The organism is Rhodococcus sp. CX (genome assembly GCF_015865005.1).
In the GTDB taxonomy this organism is placed as follows: Bacteria; Actinomycetota; Actinomycetes; order Mycobacteriales; family Mycobacteriaceae; genus Rhodococcus.
Genome location: NZ_JADZGH010000253.1, coordinates 35,931 through 52,850 on the forward strand (window position 1 = coordinate 35,931; position 16,920 = coordinate 52,850).

The window sequence follows — 16,920 nt, forward strand, 5'->3', positions numbered from 1 at the left end:
ACCTGGCCGTCCACGGGACCGCGGACGTCGCCGGTGTCGTGCTGGTGGGTGCGATCACGAGCATCGGCCGCGGCGAGAAGGGCGGCAAGGTCGGTGCGGCGATGCGCGCGGCGATCCCGGCCGCGATGTCCGAGGACCCGCAGATCGCGGTCCCGGCCCTCGGCGCGTTCGCCGAATCCCTCGTCGGGGCGGGCCGGTCCGAGGCGACCGGGGAGACCGCCCAGGCGCTCCTCGGGAGCAGCCTGAGGACACCGCCGCGGGTCCGGTCCGCGCTGTTCGCCCGCACCGTCGGAAACGACGACCTGCTGCGCGAACTCGACCTCCCGGTCCTGGTGTTGCACGGCACGGCCGATGCGGTGGTCGACATCTCGGCGGCCGAGCACGCGGCGAGCCTCCTGCCACGCGCGACCACCTCCTGTTGGGACGGTGCCGGGCACGGGCCGTTCGTGGAGGACCCGCGTCGGTTCGCCGAGGACGTCGTGCGCTTCGTCGACACGCTCGGGTAGGCGCGGGGCGGCGACGGGGGCAGATGGGAGCGTGGGTGCCGGACAGGGCAGTATGGAGCCCGTGACGTCTCAGCCCGGCAGACCCCGACGCGTAGCCGTGATCTCGGTCCACACCTCTCCGCTGGCGCAACCCGGCACCGGGGATGCGGGCGGAATGAACGTCTACGTGCTGCAGACGTCGCTGCAGCTCGCCCGCCGCGGTGTCGAGGTCGAGATCTTCACCCGGGCCACGTCGTCGGCGGACCCGGCAGTGCAGGAAGCCGCACCCGGTGTGCTGGTCCGCAACATCGAGGCCGGGCCGTTCGAGGGCCTGGACAAGCACGATCTGCCCACCCAGTTGTGCGCGTTCGCGGCCGGTGTCCTGCGCGAAGAGGCCCGCCACGCGCCCGGCTACTACGACCTGGTGCATTCCCACTACTGGCTGTCCGGCCAGGTGGGCTGGCTCGCACGGGACCGCTGGGGGGTGCCGCTCGTGCACACCGCCCACACGCTCGCCGCGGTGAAGAACGCGTCGCTGGCTGCGGGGGACACCCCGGAACCGGTGGCCCGGCAGATCGGCGAGCAGCAGGTCGTCGCGGAATCGGACCGGCTGGTCGCCAACACCGTCGACGAGGCGCACGCCCTCGAGAGCATCTACCACGCCGATCCGGCGAAGATCGACGTGGTCGCGCCGGGCGCCGACCTTTCGCGCTACCGCCCCGGCGACCGCGCCCGCGCCCGGTTCGAACTCGGGCTGGATCCGCGCGAGACGATCGTGACGTTCGTCGGCCGCATCCAGCCGCTCAAGGCGCCGGACGTACTGCTGCGTGCCGCCGCGCGTGCCGTAGCCGACGCACCGGACCTGCCGTTGCGGGTGCTGATCGTCGGCGGTCCCTCCGGTACCGGCCTCGAACGCCCGGATTCGCTGATCGAACTCGCTGCCGAACTCGGTATCACGGCGCGGGTGACGTTCCTGCCGCCGCAGCCCTCGGATCGCCTGGTGCAGGTGTATCGCGCATCGGATCTCGTTGCCGTGCCCAGTTATTCGGAGTCGTTCGGGCTGGTTGCCATCGAGGCACAGGCGTGCGGTGTCCCGGTGATCGCTGCGAACGTCGGGGGTCTGGGTGTGGCGGTGCGCGACGGCGAGACGGGTGTGCTCGTCGACGGCCACCGCACCGAGGACTGGGCCGCGGCCCTGGGATCGCTGGTCGCCGACCGCGGCCGCCGCGAGGTGCTCGCGGCCGCGGCGCCGAGGCATGCCGAGAACTTCTCGTGGGAACACACCGCAGACGGACTGCTCGCCGCCTACCGCAGAGCCGGCGCGCGACGGAACCGGGCATTCGGGACCGGCGAGTTCTCGATGCGCAGGCAGCGCGGATTGTGGAAGCTGCGTCGGACAGGAGGGGTGAAGGCATGAGTGCGGACCTGAGCGAACTGATCGAGTCGACGCTGCGCGACCGCGGCCTGAAGTTCTCCCGGAAGGAGGGCGGGCACTTCGTCGTCACGCTCCCCGGAGAGAACAAGCTGGAGACGACGACGCTGCTGACGCTCGGCAACCACGGGGTGCGTTTCGAGGCGTTCGTGTGCCGCAAGCCCGACGAGAACTTCGAGGGCGTCTACAAGTACCTGCTGCGGCGCAATCGCCGCCTGTACGGCGTGGCGTACACCCTCGACAAGATCGGCGACATCTATCTGGTCGGCCGGCTGTCGGAGCAGTCGGTGACGCCGGAGGAACTCGACGCGGTGCTCGGGCAGATCCTCGAGGCGGCCGATTACGACTTCAATGTGCTGCTGGGACTGGGCTTCCTGACGTCGATCAAGCGGGAATGGGACTGGCGGGTCTCGCGCGGGGAGTCGCTGCGCAATCTGGAGCCTTTCCGTCACCTGATCGAAAACGACGGTGCGGGAACGGAATCACCGGGCAAGTCCGACATTCCCACGCCAGACGCCGGCAATGTCACGTCCGAGGACGGCACGCCCGGCGGTTCGTGATCTGTCCGATACGCGTGACCCGGTCCACAGAATCCATGTGACGCTCGTCACGAAACACCGCTGTAACGAAACGGTGGGTGCGCGCCGATAATTCGGGAGCGACCTGGCGTTTTTCCGTAGTTGATCTTGGAATGTGGGACGGGCGTCCCGAAAAATTGGGGCGTGACCTTTCCGAGACGGGCGCTTAACGTCGTTATCGGCTCGAAACGACGAGCCCGGCCCGAACTCAACGGGCCTTACCGAATACCGACCCGCCGCCGCTTGCTCTGCCCCCGCGGGATCGGTCACACAAAACCTTCGAGGGGCAGGGGCGGAACGATCCGCAGTTCCGGACCCGCGTGTTCCGGGAGCCAGCGCTCACAAGAGCCGGTTTTCGGGTGCATGTGTTCTCCGGGCGCACTTTTCGCAGATCGTCCCGTCAGCAGACGCGGAGAGGATTCCACCCCACATGGCAAAGCTCACCTTCACCAAGCGCACCCTCGGTTCCATCGCGGCAGGCGCCGCCCTCCTGGTCGCCCCTGTTGCCCTGGGCGCCGGCACCGCCAACGCTGCCTCCGGAAACTGGGATGCCGTGGCGCAGTGCGAGAGCGGCGGCAACTGGGCCATCAACACCGGCAACGGTTACCAGGGCGGCCTCCAGTTCACTCCGAGCACCTGGGCCGCGTACGGCGGCACGCAGTACGCCCCCACCGCCAACCAGGCCAGCCGCGAGCAGCAGATCGCGGTCGCGGAGAACGTCCTGTCGGGTCAGGGCCGCGGCGCGTGGCCGGTCTGCGGTCAGTACCTCTGATCGTCTCCCGGCTGTCGGCCGGTGACGCATCCACGAAGCCCTCGGGCGCGAGACATTCGCGTCCGGGGGCTTCCGTGCATGTGGAACACGGTGCAGTGGACGTGTGGAACACGGTGCAGGTGGCCGTGTGGAACACGGTGCAGGCAGACGCGGGGTGCGTGATCCTCGGGGCGATCGCGGGTAATGTCCGGATCTTGATGTGACTTCATTCACATCGGTCGGGTAATGTTACCTGCGACCTACCTGGCACCGAGTGCCACCACGTCTGTACCGGAGGACATGTCATGAGTTTCCGCAGCCCGTTCCCCGACGTCGAGATTCCGGCACTGAGTGTCTACGATTTTCTCTTCGGTTCCGTCGCCGAGGCCGACCTGGACCGACCCGCATTCGTCGACGGGCTCTCCGGTCAGGTGACGGACTACCGCACGCTCATCGGGCAGATCAACGGCGTGGCCGGGGCACTCGCCGCGCGCGGCGTCGGAGTCGGAGACGTCGTCGGCCTGCTCTCGCCGAACATTCCCGCATTCGGCTCGGTGTTCCACGGCATCCTGCGGGCCGGCGCGACCGCGACGACCATCAACGCGCTGTACACCGCCGAGGACATCGTCAAGCAGCTCGAGGACTCGCACGCCAAGGCGCTCGTCACCATCTCGCCGCTGCTCCCACAGGCGAAGGAGGCCGCCGCGAAGGTCGGCATCCCGGACGAGCTGCTCGTCGTCCTCGACGGCGCCGAGGGACATCCCTCGCTGCGTGACCTGCTCACCGAAGGCGCCCCCGCCCCGGACGTCAGCTTCGATCCCGCCACCCACCTCGCGGTGCTGCCGTACTCCTCGGGCACCACCGGGCGGCCCAAAGGGGTCATGCTCACCCACACCAACCTCGTCGCCAACGTCTGTCAGATCACCCCGCGCATGGGGATCGCCGCCGACGACCGCATCCTCGCCGTCCTGCCGTTCTTCCACATCTACGGCATGACCGTGCTGCTCAACGCCGCCCTGTACAACCGGGCGTCGCTCGTGACGATGCCGAAGTTCGACCTTGTCCAGTTCCTCACGCTCGTCTCCGAGCAGAAGTGCACCTACGTGTTCGTCGCCCCGCCGGTCGCCGTGGCACTGGCCAAGCACCCCCTCGTCGACGAATACGACCTGTCCAGCGTGCACACGATCTTCTCGGGTGCGGCGCCGCTGGACCGGGAACTCGGCGGCGCCGTCGCGCGCCGGCTCGGATGCAAGGTCCGGCAGGGCTACGGCATGTCGGAGATGAGCCCGGTCAGCCACGCCATCCCGTTCGACGACGACGACACCGCCCTCGACTCCGTCGGCCCGACCATCGCGAATATGGAATGCAAGATCGTCGACCCGGTCACCGGGGAAGAGGTCGCGTACCCGGAGGGAGACGGCGTCTCCGAGCCCGGAGAGCTGTGGTGCAAGGGCCCGAACATCATGGTCGGCTACCTCGGCAATCCCGAAGCCACCGCCGAAACCCTCGACGCCGACGGCTACCTGCACACCGGTGACATCGCGACCGTCGACGGGCACGGCGTCGTCACGATCGTCGACCGGCTCAAGGAGCTCATCAAGTACAAGGGCTACCAGGTACCGCCGGCCGAGCTCGAGGCGCTGCTGCTCACGCACCCGCAGATCGCGGACGCCGCCGTGATCGGTGTGCTCGACGACGAGGGCGAAGAGGTTCCCAAGGCGTTCGTCGTGCGGCAGCCCGGCGCCGAGCTGAGCGAGGACGAAGTGATGACGTTCGTCGCCGAGCGCGTCTCGCCGCACAAGAAGGTCCGTCAGGTGCAGTTCATCGACGTGGTGCCGAAGTCGGCGGCCGGCAAGATCCTCCGCAAGGATCTGCGGGCGGCGAACGCCTGAGTTCAGGCGCGCAGGATCCGGTCCAGATACGCCTCGAGCGTGTCGAAATCCGGATCCTGCGCGCGCGAACCCACGTATCCGTCGGGTCGCACCACCACCGCGGCGGTCCCGTCGAGGTGGTAGCCGCGGGCGAAGCTGCCGAGGGAGTCGCGCAGCACGCGACCGCAGGCCGGGGCCGGCAGCTCGGACGGCACGAGCGTGTACACCCGCATCCATTCCCCGAAGCGTTCGATCAGCCGCGCCGCGAGCTCGCTCGTCGCCGCGAGCGCCGGTTCGGTGGGCGCCCACAGCAGCACCGTGTGGCCGGTGTGCCGGAACAACTCGTGGACCCGCAGGTCGCGGGCCACGCTGTCCTGCCGTAGCCCGGTCGCGTCGGGTGCCCGCTCGCCGGGTGCGGGAGCGCGACCGTCCGACCCGGACGTATCGACGATCGGGCTTCCCGGATATCCGACGAGCAACTGCGCCTCGCGCGCGATGACCGTGGCGGCGTCCTGCTCGCCGGCACCGATCCCGCTGCGCGCGGCGCGGACCGTGCGGCCGACGACTTCCGCTCCGACGGGCCGGCGTTCGGCGTCGTAGCTGTCGAGCAGTCCGTCCGCGGCGCGGTCGCGAACCGCGAGGGCCAGTTTCCAGCCCAGGTTGTAGGCGTCCTGGATTCCCGTGTTCATTCCTTGCGCGCCGGTCGGCGGATGGATGTGCGCGGCGTCGCCGGCCAGGAAGATCCGGCCCGAACCGTAGTGCGCGGCGATGCGATGGCTGATTCGGAACACCGACGACCACCGCATGTTTCGCGCACGTACCGGTTCGGGAGCGAGCCGGTCGAGCACCGCTTGGATGTGGCCCAGTTCGGGGCGGCGACTGCTCTCGAGACCGTGCGCGATCTCGCCGCTCCGCGCACCCACGAGGAGATCGTCGGCGGCGAGCATCGACATCCGGTAGCGGCCGGTGCCGGGCAGCGGAATGCACACGAGCAGATCGGTGACGGCGCCGTTCTCCTGCCGGGTCGACCGGACCGCGTAACCCTCGGGCAGCGACCAGTCGACCTCGACGTCGGCGAGCATGTACTCCTCGGGGAACGCGTCGCCCTCGAACTCGAGACCGAGACCTTTCCGGACGGTGCTGTGGGCGCCGTCGCATCCCACCAGGTACCGGGCGGTGAACGGCGACGAAGCGCCGGAGCCGTCGCGCAAGGTCGCCACGACCCCGGTGTCGTCGTGCGTGAACCCGGTCAGTTCGACGCCGCGGTGCACCACGGTGCCGTGGTCGGCGAGTGCCTGCCGCAACACCCGTTCGGTTTCGTTCTGGGGGAGTGCGACGAAGCGGTACGGCACGTCGTCGGGCAACGACAGGTCGATCCGCCCGGCGGGTTCCCCGTCGACGAACATGAGCTGTCCCCGGAACGGGGTCGCGGCATCGAGCGCGGGCCGTACCACCCCCATCGTGTCCCAGATCTCGAGGGTACGTGGCTGCACACCAACGGCTTTCGCGTACTGCATGGGTTCGGCCGACCGGTCGACGACGGTCACGTCGATGCCCCGCCGGCGTAGTTCGAGCGCCGCGGTCAATCCCACCGGGCCGGCGCCCACCACGAGTACGTCGCTGTCGGTGCGTGCGTCGGTCATCGTCCGGCCTTTCGTCGAGGAATCCCGCGACGATTGTCGTCTCCGGTATGCCGGTTCGTGGCGTTTCCGGCCGTGTCGCTGCTACGCCAGCAGGTGCGGTAGGCCCGCCCGATACCGATCCGCGTCGATGCGCCGCGCGGGTTCGAGTTCCGGCGGCTCGTGCAGGCGGTACATCGCCGGTGGGGCGGCGGGGGAGTCGGCGGCCTCGAGCAGTGCCGTCACCGCGGCGCGGGCCGACTCGTTCGCCGATTCCATCGTCGCCAGGTCGATGTCGGTGCGCACGTAGTCGCCGGACAGGAACAGATTCGGGATCGCGGTCCGCGCCTCGGGCCGGTTCGCCCTCGATCCGACGGTGTTGATGAGCAGCGGCGTGTCGTTGGTGATTCCTCCTGCGCCCCAGCGTAATCCGGGGTCGAGAAACCAAGACACCACGTCGTTCTCGTCGAGCGTTCCGGCGCTGTCGGCGAGGCAGACCGACATCTGCGCCCAGGTTTCCTTCGCGATCTCCTCGCGAGTGCATTCCTTGGCGGTCTTGCCGAACAGGATGCCGGGGGTGTCCCAGTCCGAGATGTCGACCGACAGGCAGTCGTGCGCGGAGCCGTCGCCGTAGCGCGCGGCGAAGTCGCCGCGCCAGAACTGTGCCTGGCTGATCGAGGTGAGGGCCCACGGTGATCCGAGGTAGGCGACATGGCCTTTCGCGATCGGGGTGGGGCGGCGCAGGAAGTACTGGATGCCCACCATCCAGTCGGTGTGGAGCTGCCGCATCCCCTCCAGGCGAGGATCCGCGGCGAGGATCTCCGGTGACCACAGCGGCACCGCGCGTTCGACGGGCATCGCCGCGACGAACCAGTCCGCCTCGACGGTCCGAGTGCCGCCGGAGCGGTCGACCATGCGGGCCGCGCTGATCCGGCCGCCGGACATCTCCAATGCCTCTGCTGCCCAACCCATCTCGAACCGGACGCCGAGGTCGCGCAACAGCTGCGCCCACGGCTCGATCCAGGCCTCGTTGGTCGGAGCGGACAACAGCCTGTCCAGGTGACCGTAGGTGGGGACGGTGCCCATCGCATTCCAGACGAATGCCTGACCCATGATCCCGATGGTGCGGGTCGACACCACCGCGGGACGGGCCGCGACGAGTTGCCGGGTCAGCGCGGAAACCAGGATGTCGCGGTAGCCCTGCGATTTTCCGTCGCTCTCGAGCGTCTGCGACCAGGTCTGGTGCTCCCATTCCCCGTCGCGCCGCTCGATGCTACTGGTGAGGAACATGACGAGTTTGCGCAGGAAGACGGCGAGCTCGTGCGGCGGAATCGCGCCACCGAGTGAGAACGCCGCGGCCAGCGACTGCTGCAGAGTCGCCGGGTCGTAGATGTCGGTGCGCAGCGGCGCGATCGTCGCCGGTGCCGTCAGATCGGGGGCGCCGGGCAGGGCGAGCCGGAAGGCGTCGCCCGCGACGAGATTGTCGAAGACGCCGTTCGGGTTGCCGGGGAACGGGATTCGGCGCATCGTATCCGGGATGTGCTGGTAGAAGCCCGGGAAGAACCGGAATCCGTGCTCGCCGGGCAGGTCCAGCCGGCCGCCCGCCGCGGTGCCGGGCGACGGGATGCTCCGGGCCTTGCCGCCGAGTGCGGTCGGTTCGTGGACGGTGACCTCGAATCCGCGCTCGATCAGTTCGTGGGCTGCGGTCAGTCCGGCCATGCCGCCACCGAGAACCGCGACGCGGCGACCGGTCGACCGCAGCGCGGGTGAGCGCGGTCCGGGCCGGGGTGCGGGACCTGCGCCGGCGCCGCCCGGGAGTGCGGCGGCGGCACCGAGAAGTCCCAGGGCGGTCAGGGCGGTGCGGCGGGAGAAACGGGCGTCGATCATGTGAACCCCCCAGCGTTCGCGAGTCGAGTGAAAACGCTTGTTGTCACATATAGTCGACGGGACGGCCCTCCCGTGGCCGAATGGCGATCGTGACGTGCCAGGATTGGGAGCTATGAGTATCGGAACACTTGTATTGCTCCGCCACGGCGAGAGCGAATGGAACGCGATGAACCTGTTCACCGGCTGGGTGGACGTGCGCCTGACCGACAAGGGCATCGCAGAGGGCAAGCGCGCCGGCGAACTGCTCAAGGAGCACGGCGTGCTCCCGGACGTGCTCTACACCTCGCTGCTGCGCCGTGCCATCAGCACCGCGAACATCGCGCTCGACGCCGCCGACCGCCACTGGATCCCCGTCGTTCGCGACTGGCGCCTCAACGAGCGGCACTACGGTGCGCTGCAGGGCAAGAACAAGGCCGAGATCAAGGACGAATTCGGCGAGGAGCAGTTCATGCTGTGGCGTCGTAGCTACGACACCCCGCCGCCGCCGATCGAGCCCGGCAGCAAGTACAGCCAGGACGCGGACGTGCGCTACGCCGGCGTCGACGAGATCCCGCTCACCGAGTGCCTGAAGGACGTCGTCGAGCGGCTCATCCCGTACTGGGAGGAGACCATCTCCAAGGACCTCCTCGCCGGCAAGACCGTGCTCGTCACCGCACACGGCAACTCGCTTCGTGCGCTCGTCAAGCACCTCGACGGAATCTCCGACGAGGCGATCGCGGGCCTGAACATCCCGACCGGCATCCCGCTGCGCTACGACCTCGACGAGAACCTGCGCCCGCTGAACCGGGGTGGCACCTACCTCGATCCCGAGGCCGCCGCGGCCGGTGCCGCCGCCGTCGCCTCCCAGGGCGGCCGGTAGCACCCCTCGCCTCTTCGGCCCCCGCCCTTTTCCGAGCGAACGGTACATTCGCTCGATCAGTCAGAGGAGACGAAGGATACATTCGCTCGGATCGGGAGAGCGGGAGCCGGGATCCGGACGGGGAGCTCGGGCGAGGAGCTCTGCCGGGGCCGCGCGCGACGTCGTGCGGTCCCGGCAAACTGCCGGTTAACAACCGGCAAACCTCGCAAAAATGCCGTGTGACGTGCCCCGAAACGGGCGAACCCGCCGTTCTCATCTCCCCGGCCGTACGTACGATTCGAATCGTGAGTGTGTTGCAGAGCGTTCTGCTCGCCGGTTTCGCCGCGGTCGTCGGAGCCGCCGTCGGCGCCGGACTGATGTGGATCGCCCGGTCCCGCAGCAGCGGAAGCAGCGAGACCGAACTGACCATGGGGCAGGTCCTCGACCGCGTCGTCTACTCCGCCTCCACCGGCATCGCCGTCGTCGACAAGTTCCACGACGTGATTCTGTTCAATCCTCGCGCCGAGGAACTCGGACTCGTCCGCAACCGGCGCATCGACGACCGCGCCTGGGTCGTCGCCAACAAGATCCTCGATCGCGACCAGGTCATCGAACTGGACCTCGGCGATCCGAACCGGCGCGGCCGGGACGGACTCGCGGTGCGCTGCCGTGCCAGCCGTCTCTTCGACGACGATCCCCGCTTCGTCGCGCTGTACGCCATCGACGACTCCGAGATGGTGCGTATGGAAGCGACCCGGCGCGACTTCGTCGCGAACGTCAGCCACGAACTCAAGACGCCGGTCGGCGCGATGGCGCTGCTCGCCGAGGCACTCCTCGAATCCGTCGACGATCCCGAGACCGTGCGCTACTTCGGGCAGCGGGTGCAGAGCGAAGCGCATCGGCTCGGCAACATGGTCACCGAACTGATCTCCCTGTCCAAACTGCAGGGCGCCGAGAAGATGCCCGACCTCGACATCGTCGACGTCGACTCCGTCGTGAAGGAAGCCCTCGAACGCACTGCGCTGACCGCGGAGAACGCCGACATCGTCGTCGCCACCGATCGGTCCACCGGCTACGAGGTACTCGGGGACCAGAGCCTGCTCGTCACCGCGCTCACCAATCTCATCGAGAACGCCATCGCGTACTCGCCGAAGGGCTCGCCCGTCTCGGTGAGCCGGTCGCTGCGCGACGGGAAGGTCGCGATCGCGGTCACCGACCGCGGCATCGGAATCGCGAAGGAAGACCAGGAGCGGGTGTTCGAGCGGTTCTTCCGGGTGGACAAGGCGCGGTCGCGGGCGACGGGCGGCACCGGTTTGGGTCTTGCGATCGTCAAGCACGTCGCGGCCAACCACAACGGCGAGATCACCCTGTGGAGCCGACCCGGGACCGGTTCCACATTCACCCTGCTGATCCCGGCCCATTTCGAACAGAGCGACGAGGACGAGGTCCGGGCCAAGCCCGAGGCGGGGGCCGGACAGCGTTGAACGATCCCAGCTGCCCTGAGAAGGAAGATTCTGCCGCATCTCGTGTGGCGAACCACGCGACTGTCGCGGTCGCGGACGACGAAAGGTACGGAGGCCTGCGGTGACGAATGTGCTGATCGTGGAGGACGAGGAATCGCTGGCGGATCCGCTGGCGTTCCTGCTGCGCAAGGAGGGTTTCGAAACCACCGTCGTCACCGACGGGCCGTCGGCTCTGGCGGAGTTCGATCGTGCCGGCGCGGACATCGTCCTGCTCGATCTCATGTTGCCCGGAATGAGCGGCACCGACGTGTGCAAACAGCTGCGCAGCCGCTCGAGCGTGCCGGTGATCATGGTGACCGCGCGGGACAGCGAGATCGACAAGGTGGTCGGGCTCGAGCTCGGCGCCGACGACTACGTCACGAAGCCGTACTCGGCGCGGGAACTGATCGCCCGCATCCGCGCGGTGCTGCGCCGCGGTGCCGAGAGCGATGCCGACAGCCAGGTCGACGACGCGGTCCTCGAGGCGGGTCCGGTGCGGATGGACGTCGACCGGCACGTCGTGCACGTCGACGGCGAGCCGATCACGCTTCCGCTCAAGGAATTCGACCTGCTCGAGTACCTGCTGCGCAATTCCGGTCGCGTGCTCACCCGCGGACAGCTCATCGACCGGGTGTGGGGCGCCGACTACGTCGGCGACACCAAGACTCTGGACGTGCACGTCAAGCGGTTGCGTTCGAAGATCGAGGCGGATCCCGCCAAGCCCCGGCACCTGCTCACCGTCCGGGGCCTCGGGTACAAACTCGAACCCTGATCCTCGTGCGTGGTTTCGGTAGCGGCTGCTACCGAAACCACGCACGGGTCACTTTTGGGCGGCGGCCGTGGCGGGATGCACCGCGATCAGGCCGAGGCCTTCGCGGCGCTTGCACAGGCGCGCGAGTTCGTCGTACGCGGCGGTGCCGAGCAGCTCCCGCAGCTCCGGTGCGTACGACTGCCACACCGGCCGGGATCCGACATGCGCGTCGGGGGAGCCGGAGCAGTACCAGTTCAGGTCGTGCCCGCCCTCACCCCAGCCGCGGCGGTCGTATTCCGTGATGACGGTGCGGAGGATCTCGGTGCCGTCCGGGCGCTCGACCCAATCCTGGGTGCGCCGGATCGGCAGCTGCCAGCACACGTCGGGTTTCATCTCGAGCGGTTCGATGCCGCGACGCAGTGCCATCTTGTGCAGGGCACAGCCGATGCCGCCCTCGAAGCCGGGACGGTTCAGGAAGATGCACGCGCCCTTGTAGCGGCGGGTGCGCAGCGCGGGCTCGTCGTCGAGGTCGTCCTCCTCGAGGTAGCCCTTCTTGCCGAGCCCCTTCTTCATGAGCTGCCAGTCGTCGGCCGTGAGATGTTTCACTGCCGCGTTGAGCTTCTCGAGGTCCTCGTCGTCCGACAGGAACGCACCGTGCGAGCAGCAGCCGTCGTCCGGCCGGCCCTCGATGATGCCCTGGCATGCGGGTGTGCCGAACACGCATGTCCAGCGCGAAAGCAGCCAAGTGAGGTCTGCGGCGATCACATGTTCGTCGTTGTCGGGGTCGGTGAACTCGACCCATTCTCGTGGGAAATCGAGGGGAACTTCCGGGGCCGGGTCGAGCTTGGGTTCGCTGCCGGACATACCTGCTGTCACAGTGTCCGACGGTAGACCCAGTACCTTGTGTATGTGCGGCTAGGGGTACTCGACGTCGGAAGCAATACGGTTCATCTGCTCGTGGTGGATGCTCATCGGGGCGGACACCCGACCCCGATGAGCTCGACCAAGGCAACCCTGCGGCTCGCCGAGAGCCTGGACGACGACGGCAACATCTCGAAGTCGGGCGCCGACCGGCTGGTCGAGACGGTGCACGACTTCGAGAGCATCGCCCGCACCTCCGGGTGCGGTGAGCTGATGGCCTTCGCGACCTCCGCGGTGCGCGACGCCTGCAATTCCGACGCGGTGCTGCAGCGCGTGCGTACCGAGGCCGGCGTCACCCTCGACGTGCTTTCCGGCGAGGACGAGGCCCGGCTGACCTTCCTCGCGGTCCGCCGCTGGTACGGGTGGAGCGCCGGACGCATCCTGAACTTCGACATCGGCGGTGGGTCCCTCGAGCTCGCGTTCGGCGGCGACGAGGATCCCGACGTCGCCTACTCGCTGCAGCTCGGTGCCGGCCGGTTGACGCGCGACTGGTTCCGCGAGGATCCGCCGGGCAAACGCCGCATCTCGGCGCTGCGGGACTGGCTCGACGCCGAACTGGCCGCTCCGGCCAAGCACCTGCGTGCCGCCGGTGACCCGGACCTGACGGTCGCGACCTCGAAGACCTTCCGCACCCTGGCGCGGCTGACGGGCGCGGCGCCGTCGTCGGCGGGGATCCGGGTGCAACGGACCCTCACCGCGAGCGGGCTGCGTCAGCTCATCGCGTTCATCTCCCGGATGACCACGTCCGATCGCGCGGAACTCGAGGGCGTGAGCTCCGATCGTTCGGAGCAACTCGTCGCGGGCGCACTCGTCGCGGAAGCGAGCATGCGGGCGCTCGGTGTGGAGTCGGTCCAGATCTGCCCGTGGGCACTGCGCGAAGGGCTTATCCTGCGCAAGCTGGACACGGAGATGGGGGGCGAACTGGTGGTGGCGCAATGACGGAGCACAAGCCCGACACCGGGCAGATCTCGGTTGCCGAACTGCTCGCGCGCAACGGTAAGAAGGTGGACACCCGCGCGGGTGGGCGACGTCGTCGCGGCACCAGCGGGGGTATCTCGGTCGCGGAACTGACCGGCGAGATCCCCGTCACGCCGGCGCAGCCGTCCCCGGCGGAACCGATCGTCGAGGCGAAGGCCGCGCCCGCGCCTGCCCCCGAGCCGGTGGTCGAAGCCCCGAAGCACGAACCCCTCGGACTCGAAGCCACGCAGCTCCACGCCCCGAAGCTCGAAGTCCCGAAGCCGGAGGCTCCGAAGCGCGATACCCCGAAGCGCGAGGTCCCGAAGCAGGACGTCCCGTCGCCGTCCCGCGCGGTGGTCGAGGCGCCCGCCCCGAGTGCGCCGAAGCCCGAACCGGTCACGGCCTCGAAGCCTGCACCCGTCCCGGCCCCGAAGCCTGCACCGGTCACGGTCTCGAAGCCCGAGCCGGTCACGGCGAAGCCGGCACCCGCCGCCGGTAAGGCGCGGACCACCGAGGACGCGCCGACCACCGCGGACGGCGCGAAGGTCGAATCGCCGACCGAGGTGATCCGCCCGTCCGCGCTCCCGCGCCGTGCGCGCGCCCACCTCGAGACGACCGCGGCCGCCGCGGCGATCGTGCCTCCCGCGCCGGTCCTCCCGCGGCCGGCCGACGGCCCGGAACCGCGGTTGCTGTCGGGACCTGCCAGCGACCTGCACGGAACCGGACCTGACGACGCGGACGCGCTCGAGGACACGGATCTGATCGGTGGCGCCGTCGCCGATCCGAAGAAGGCGAACGCGAAGAAGACGAACGCCAAGTCGAAGGCCGGCTCGAAGGACGCGAAGGACTCGGCGGAGGACGCCGAGGACTCGAAGGCGGGCGGCCGGAGCAAGCGCCGCCGCGACGCCGTTCAGGACGGTGAGGATGCCGACGCGGGCGAAGAATCCGACTCGGAGACCTCCGAGGGCACCGCGACCGGTCTCAAGCAGTGGGCGATGCTCGCCGGTGAGAGCATCGCCGCGATCGTCGCCGGCGCCCTGCTGTTCAAGGGCTTCGAACGCCTGTGGGATTCGCTCCCGTGGGTCGCGTTCGCGCTGGCGTTGCTGGTGATCGTCGGGCTGGTGGCGGTCGTGCGCATCCTGCGCCGGACCGACGACATCACCAGCCAGCTCATCGCGCTGGCCGTCGGGGCGTTCGTCACGTTCGGTCCGCTCCTGTTCCTGTTGCCGAACGGCTGAGGTCGCATCGGTATGGGGACGGCGCAACGGATCCTGGTGGGGTTGTCCACCGCGTCGGTGTATCCGGAGAACACCGAGGCGGCATTCCGGTTCGCGGCCGACCTCGGCTACGACGGCGTCGAGCTGATGGTCTGGGCCGATTCGGTGAGCCAGGACGTCGGTTCGGTGCAGTCGCTGATCCGCAAGTACGCGATGCCGGTGCTGGCCGTGCACGCCCCGTGCCTGCTGATCTCCCAGCGCGTGTGGGGCGCCGATCCCGCGGCCAAACTCGATCGGTCGGTCCGGACCGCCGAGAAACTGGGGGCGCGGACGGTCGTGGTGCACCCGCCGTTCCGGTGGCAGCGCCGCTACGCGGAGGGGTTCTCCGACCAGGTCGCGCGGCTCGAGGAGAGCAGCCACGTGTCGGTGGCGGTCGAGAACATGTACCCGATGCGGGCCGACGCCTTCTTCGGCAGCCGAAGCGCCGAACGGATGCGTCGTCGCGGAGGTCCCGGGCGGGCAGTGTCGGCGTACAGTCCGTCGATCGACCCGACGGACACCGGCTACGCGAACTACACGCTGGATCTGTCGCACACCGCGACCGCGGGTATGGATGCGACGGCGCTGGCGGACCGGATGGGGGAGCGGCTCGCCCACCTGCATCTCGCGGACGGTCGCGGTGCGTCGCTCGACGAACACCTGCTGCCCGGTGACGGCACGCAGCCGTGTGAGGAGATCTGCCGCCGGCTCGCCGACAGCGACTTCGCCGGGCAGGTGGTGCTCGAGGTGAGCACGCAGAGCGCCCGCACCCGGGCGGAGCGGACGGTCCTGCTGCGGCGGGCGCTCGAGTTCGCGCGCGAACATCTGGAGCGGGCGCCCCGCCGGGCGATCACCGCGGGTCCGGTGCAGCCGCGTTCCGCGGCGATCGCGCGGATCGAGGCGGGTTCACAGAGCGGTGATGCCCGCGGCGAGGACCGCGACTCCTGAGATCACCAGCCCGGCGACCAGCGACACCGCGCCCGCCCACACGGATGTGAACATCCGTCCCGGTCGCTGCGGGTCGGCTCCGAGAACGGACAGGAAGAATCCGGCCGGGATGAGGATTGCCGAGGTCAGCACGGCGATCGCGCCCGTCGTCCCCCACACGGTCGAGGTGCCGGCGACGTGGGTGAGTACCGCGACGAGGACGCCGAGCGTCACGAGGACACCGGCGTGCGCGTGGCCCGCCCGGAAGAACGTTTTCTGCAGGTCGTTCGCCGGAACACTGCCGTTGCCGACGCGGAGCAGGAAGGTGCCGCCGAAGGCGATGCCGACGACGGTGAGCAGGGTGATGCCGAGAACGATGGTGAGCACGGGATTCATGAGGGTTCCTCGCTGATCTGCCGGGCCGGGAAATCATTGGATAGTTCTGCTATCCAATATTGGATAGTTATAGTATCCGGTGTCAAGGATCGGAGGTGAACATGCGAATCTCGGAACTCGTCGCCCGCACCGGAGTGCCGCTCGCGACCGTCAAGTACTACCTGCGCGAAGGCCTGCTCATGCCGGGTGAGACCACCAGCGCCACCCAGGCGCGCTACGACGAACGGCACGTGCGGCGTCTCGCCCTTGTCCGCGCGCTCGTCACCCGAGGGCTGCCGCTGAACCAGGTCAAGATCGTCGTCGACCTGATCGACAACCGCGACGACCCGCTGTTCACCGTCCTCGGGCGCGCCATCGAAGCGCTGCCGCCCTATGCGCCGGACACCGAAACCGGCGACCCCGGTACCCGCGACCACCCGCGGGCCCGGCGCGTCCTCGAACGTCTGGGCCAGATCTACGATCCGCGCTTCGCGGCCGTCGCCCAGCTCGAACGCGCGCTCGAAACGCTCGAAGCCGCCGGGCTGCCGATGACCGACGAACGCATCGACGTCTACGGCCGGCACATCCGCGGGATCGCCGAGCTCGAGCTCGCGCTGCTGCCCACCGGATCGCGTCAGGACACCGTGGAGGCCGCGGTCCTCGGCACCGCCCTCTATGAGCCGGTGCTGACAGCGATGCGCCGGCTCGCCCACCAGGACCTCGCGTCCCGCATCTTCTTCGACGACCCCCGCCCCCGACAGGAGCAGCAG

The 16,920-nt window shown here is 69.0% G+C and carries 16 protein-coding genes; 12 read left to right on the forward strand and 4 right to left on the reverse strand.

Annotated elements, in window-relative coordinates; all coding sequences use genetic code 11:
* The 5 genes from I0Q12_RS34105 to I0Q12_RS27610 form a co-directional block, all read left to right on the forward strand.
* Nucleotides 1-506: alpha/beta fold hydrolase (locus I0Q12_RS34105; protein WP_231611560.1), on the forward strand; the 506-nt coding region annotated here is incomplete at its 5' end.
* A gap of 52 nt (nucleotides 507-558) precedes the next feature.
* A complete protein-coding gene (mshA, locus tag I0Q12_RS27595) occupies nucleotides 559-1,902 on the forward strand; it encodes a D-inositol-3-phosphate glycosyltransferase (RefSeq protein WP_197256663.1) in 1,344 nt (447 codons plus the stop codon).
* Nucleotides 1,899-2,477, forward strand: a complete 579-nt coding sequence (locus tag I0Q12_RS27600; protein ID WP_197256629.1) for a YbjN domain-containing protein — start codon at nucleotides 1,899-1,901, stop codon at nucleotides 2,475-2,477. The genes mshA and I0Q12_RS27600 overlap by 4 nt, the downstream gene beginning before the upstream one ends.
* A gap of 448 nt (nucleotides 2,478-2,925) precedes the next feature.
* A complete protein-coding gene (locus I0Q12_RS27605; protein ID WP_197256632.1) occupies nucleotides 2,926-3,267 on the forward strand; it encodes a transglycosylase family protein in 342 nt (113 codons plus the stop codon).
* Between the two features lie 284 nt (nucleotides 3,268-3,551).
* Nucleotides 3,552-5,138, forward strand: coding sequence for an AMP-binding protein (locus tag I0Q12_RS27610; protein ID WP_197256634.1), 1,587 nt, complete (start codon nucleotides 3,552-3,554; stop codon nucleotides 5,136-5,138).
* Nucleotides 5,139-5,140: 2 nt separating this feature from the next.
* Here I0Q12_RS27610 and I0Q12_RS27615 read toward each other — a convergent pair whose 3' ends face one another.
* Entirely contained in the window at nucleotides 5,141-6,760 is a 1,620-nt protein-coding gene (locus I0Q12_RS27615) for an FAD-dependent oxidoreductase (protein WP_197256636.1), read from the reverse strand.
* Between the two features lie 81 nt (nucleotides 6,761-6,841).
* The gene (locus tag I0Q12_RS27620) at nucleotides 6,842-8,623 is read right to left on the reverse strand and encodes an FAD-dependent oxidoreductase (RefSeq protein WP_197256638.1); all 1,782 of its coding nucleotides are present in this window, start codon (nucleotides 8,621-8,623) and stop codon (nucleotides 6,842-6,844) included.
* Between the two features lie 103 nt (nucleotides 8,624-8,726).
* Here I0Q12_RS27620 and I0Q12_RS27625 point away from each other — a divergent pair, with 103 nt between their 5' ends.
* The 3 genes from I0Q12_RS27625 (at nucleotide 8,727) to I0Q12_RS27635 (ending at nucleotide 11,735) form a co-directional block, all read left to right on the forward strand.
* Nucleotides 8,727-9,482 carry a phosphoglyceromutase gene (locus I0Q12_RS27625; protein ID WP_197256640.1) on the forward strand — a complete coding sequence of 252 codons (756 nt, stop codon included), beginning with the start codon at nucleotides 8,727-8,729 and terminating at the stop codon, nucleotides 9,480-9,482.
* A gap of 284 nt (nucleotides 9,483-9,766) precedes the next feature.
* Nucleotides 9,767-10,945, forward strand: a complete 1,179-nt coding sequence (locus tag I0Q12_RS27630) for an ATP-binding protein (protein WP_307846571.1) — start codon at nucleotides 9,767-9,769, stop codon at nucleotides 10,943-10,945.
* A 100-nt stretch (nucleotides 10,946-11,045) separates the two neighbouring features.
* The gene (locus I0Q12_RS27635; protein ID WP_197256642.1) at nucleotides 11,046-11,735 is read left to right on the forward strand and encodes a response regulator transcription factor; all 690 of its coding nucleotides are present in this window, start codon (nucleotides 11,046-11,048) and stop codon (nucleotides 11,733-11,735) included.
* Nucleotides 11,736-11,783: 48 nt separating this feature from the next.
* On the opposite strand, the gene I0Q12_RS27640 is transcribed toward I0Q12_RS27635, so the two are convergent.
* Nucleotides 11,784-12,578 carry a hypothetical protein gene (locus tag I0Q12_RS27640; protein WP_197256667.1) on the reverse strand — a complete coding sequence of 265 codons (795 nt, stop codon included), beginning with the start codon at nucleotides 12,576-12,578 and terminating at the stop codon, nucleotides 11,784-11,786.
* 45 nt (nucleotides 12,579-12,623) lie between these two features.
* Between I0Q12_RS27640 and I0Q12_RS27645 the strand changes: the two genes are divergently transcribed.
* The 3 genes from I0Q12_RS27645 to I0Q12_RS27655 are packed head-to-tail and all read left to right on the forward strand — an operon-like array spanning nucleotide 12,624 to nucleotide 15,796.
* A complete protein-coding gene (locus I0Q12_RS27645; RefSeq protein ID WP_197256644.1) occupies nucleotides 12,624-13,574 on the forward strand; it encodes a Ppx/GppA phosphatase family protein in 951 nt (316 codons plus the stop codon).
* Nucleotides 13,571-14,830 carry a hypothetical protein gene (locus tag I0Q12_RS27650; protein WP_197256646.1) on the forward strand — a complete coding sequence of 420 codons (1,260 nt, stop codon included), beginning with the start codon at nucleotides 13,571-13,573 and terminating at the stop codon, nucleotides 14,828-14,830. The genes I0Q12_RS27645 and I0Q12_RS27650 overlap by 4 nt, the downstream gene beginning before the upstream one ends.
* 12 nt (nucleotides 14,831-14,842) lie before the next feature.
* Nucleotides 14,843-15,796 carry a sugar phosphate isomerase/epimerase gene (locus I0Q12_RS27655; protein WP_197256649.1) on the forward strand — a complete coding sequence of 318 codons (954 nt, stop codon included), beginning with the start codon at nucleotides 14,843-14,845 and terminating at the stop codon, nucleotides 15,794-15,796.
* On the opposite strand, the gene I0Q12_RS27660 is transcribed toward I0Q12_RS27655, so the two are convergent.
* On the reverse strand, nucleotides 15,755-16,171 hold the full coding sequence (locus I0Q12_RS27660) for a hypothetical protein (protein ID WP_197256651.1): 417 nt from the start codon (nucleotides 16,169-16,171) through the stop codon (nucleotides 15,755-15,757). The genes I0Q12_RS27655 and I0Q12_RS27660 overlap by 42 nt on opposite strands.
* Before the next feature lie 101 nt (nucleotides 16,172-16,272).
* Between I0Q12_RS27660 and I0Q12_RS27665 the strand changes: the two genes are divergently transcribed.
* Nucleotides 16,273-16,920, forward strand: a 648-nt coding sequence (locus I0Q12_RS27665) for a MerR family transcriptional regulator (protein WP_197256669.1), incomplete at its 3' end; no start/stop codon positions are given.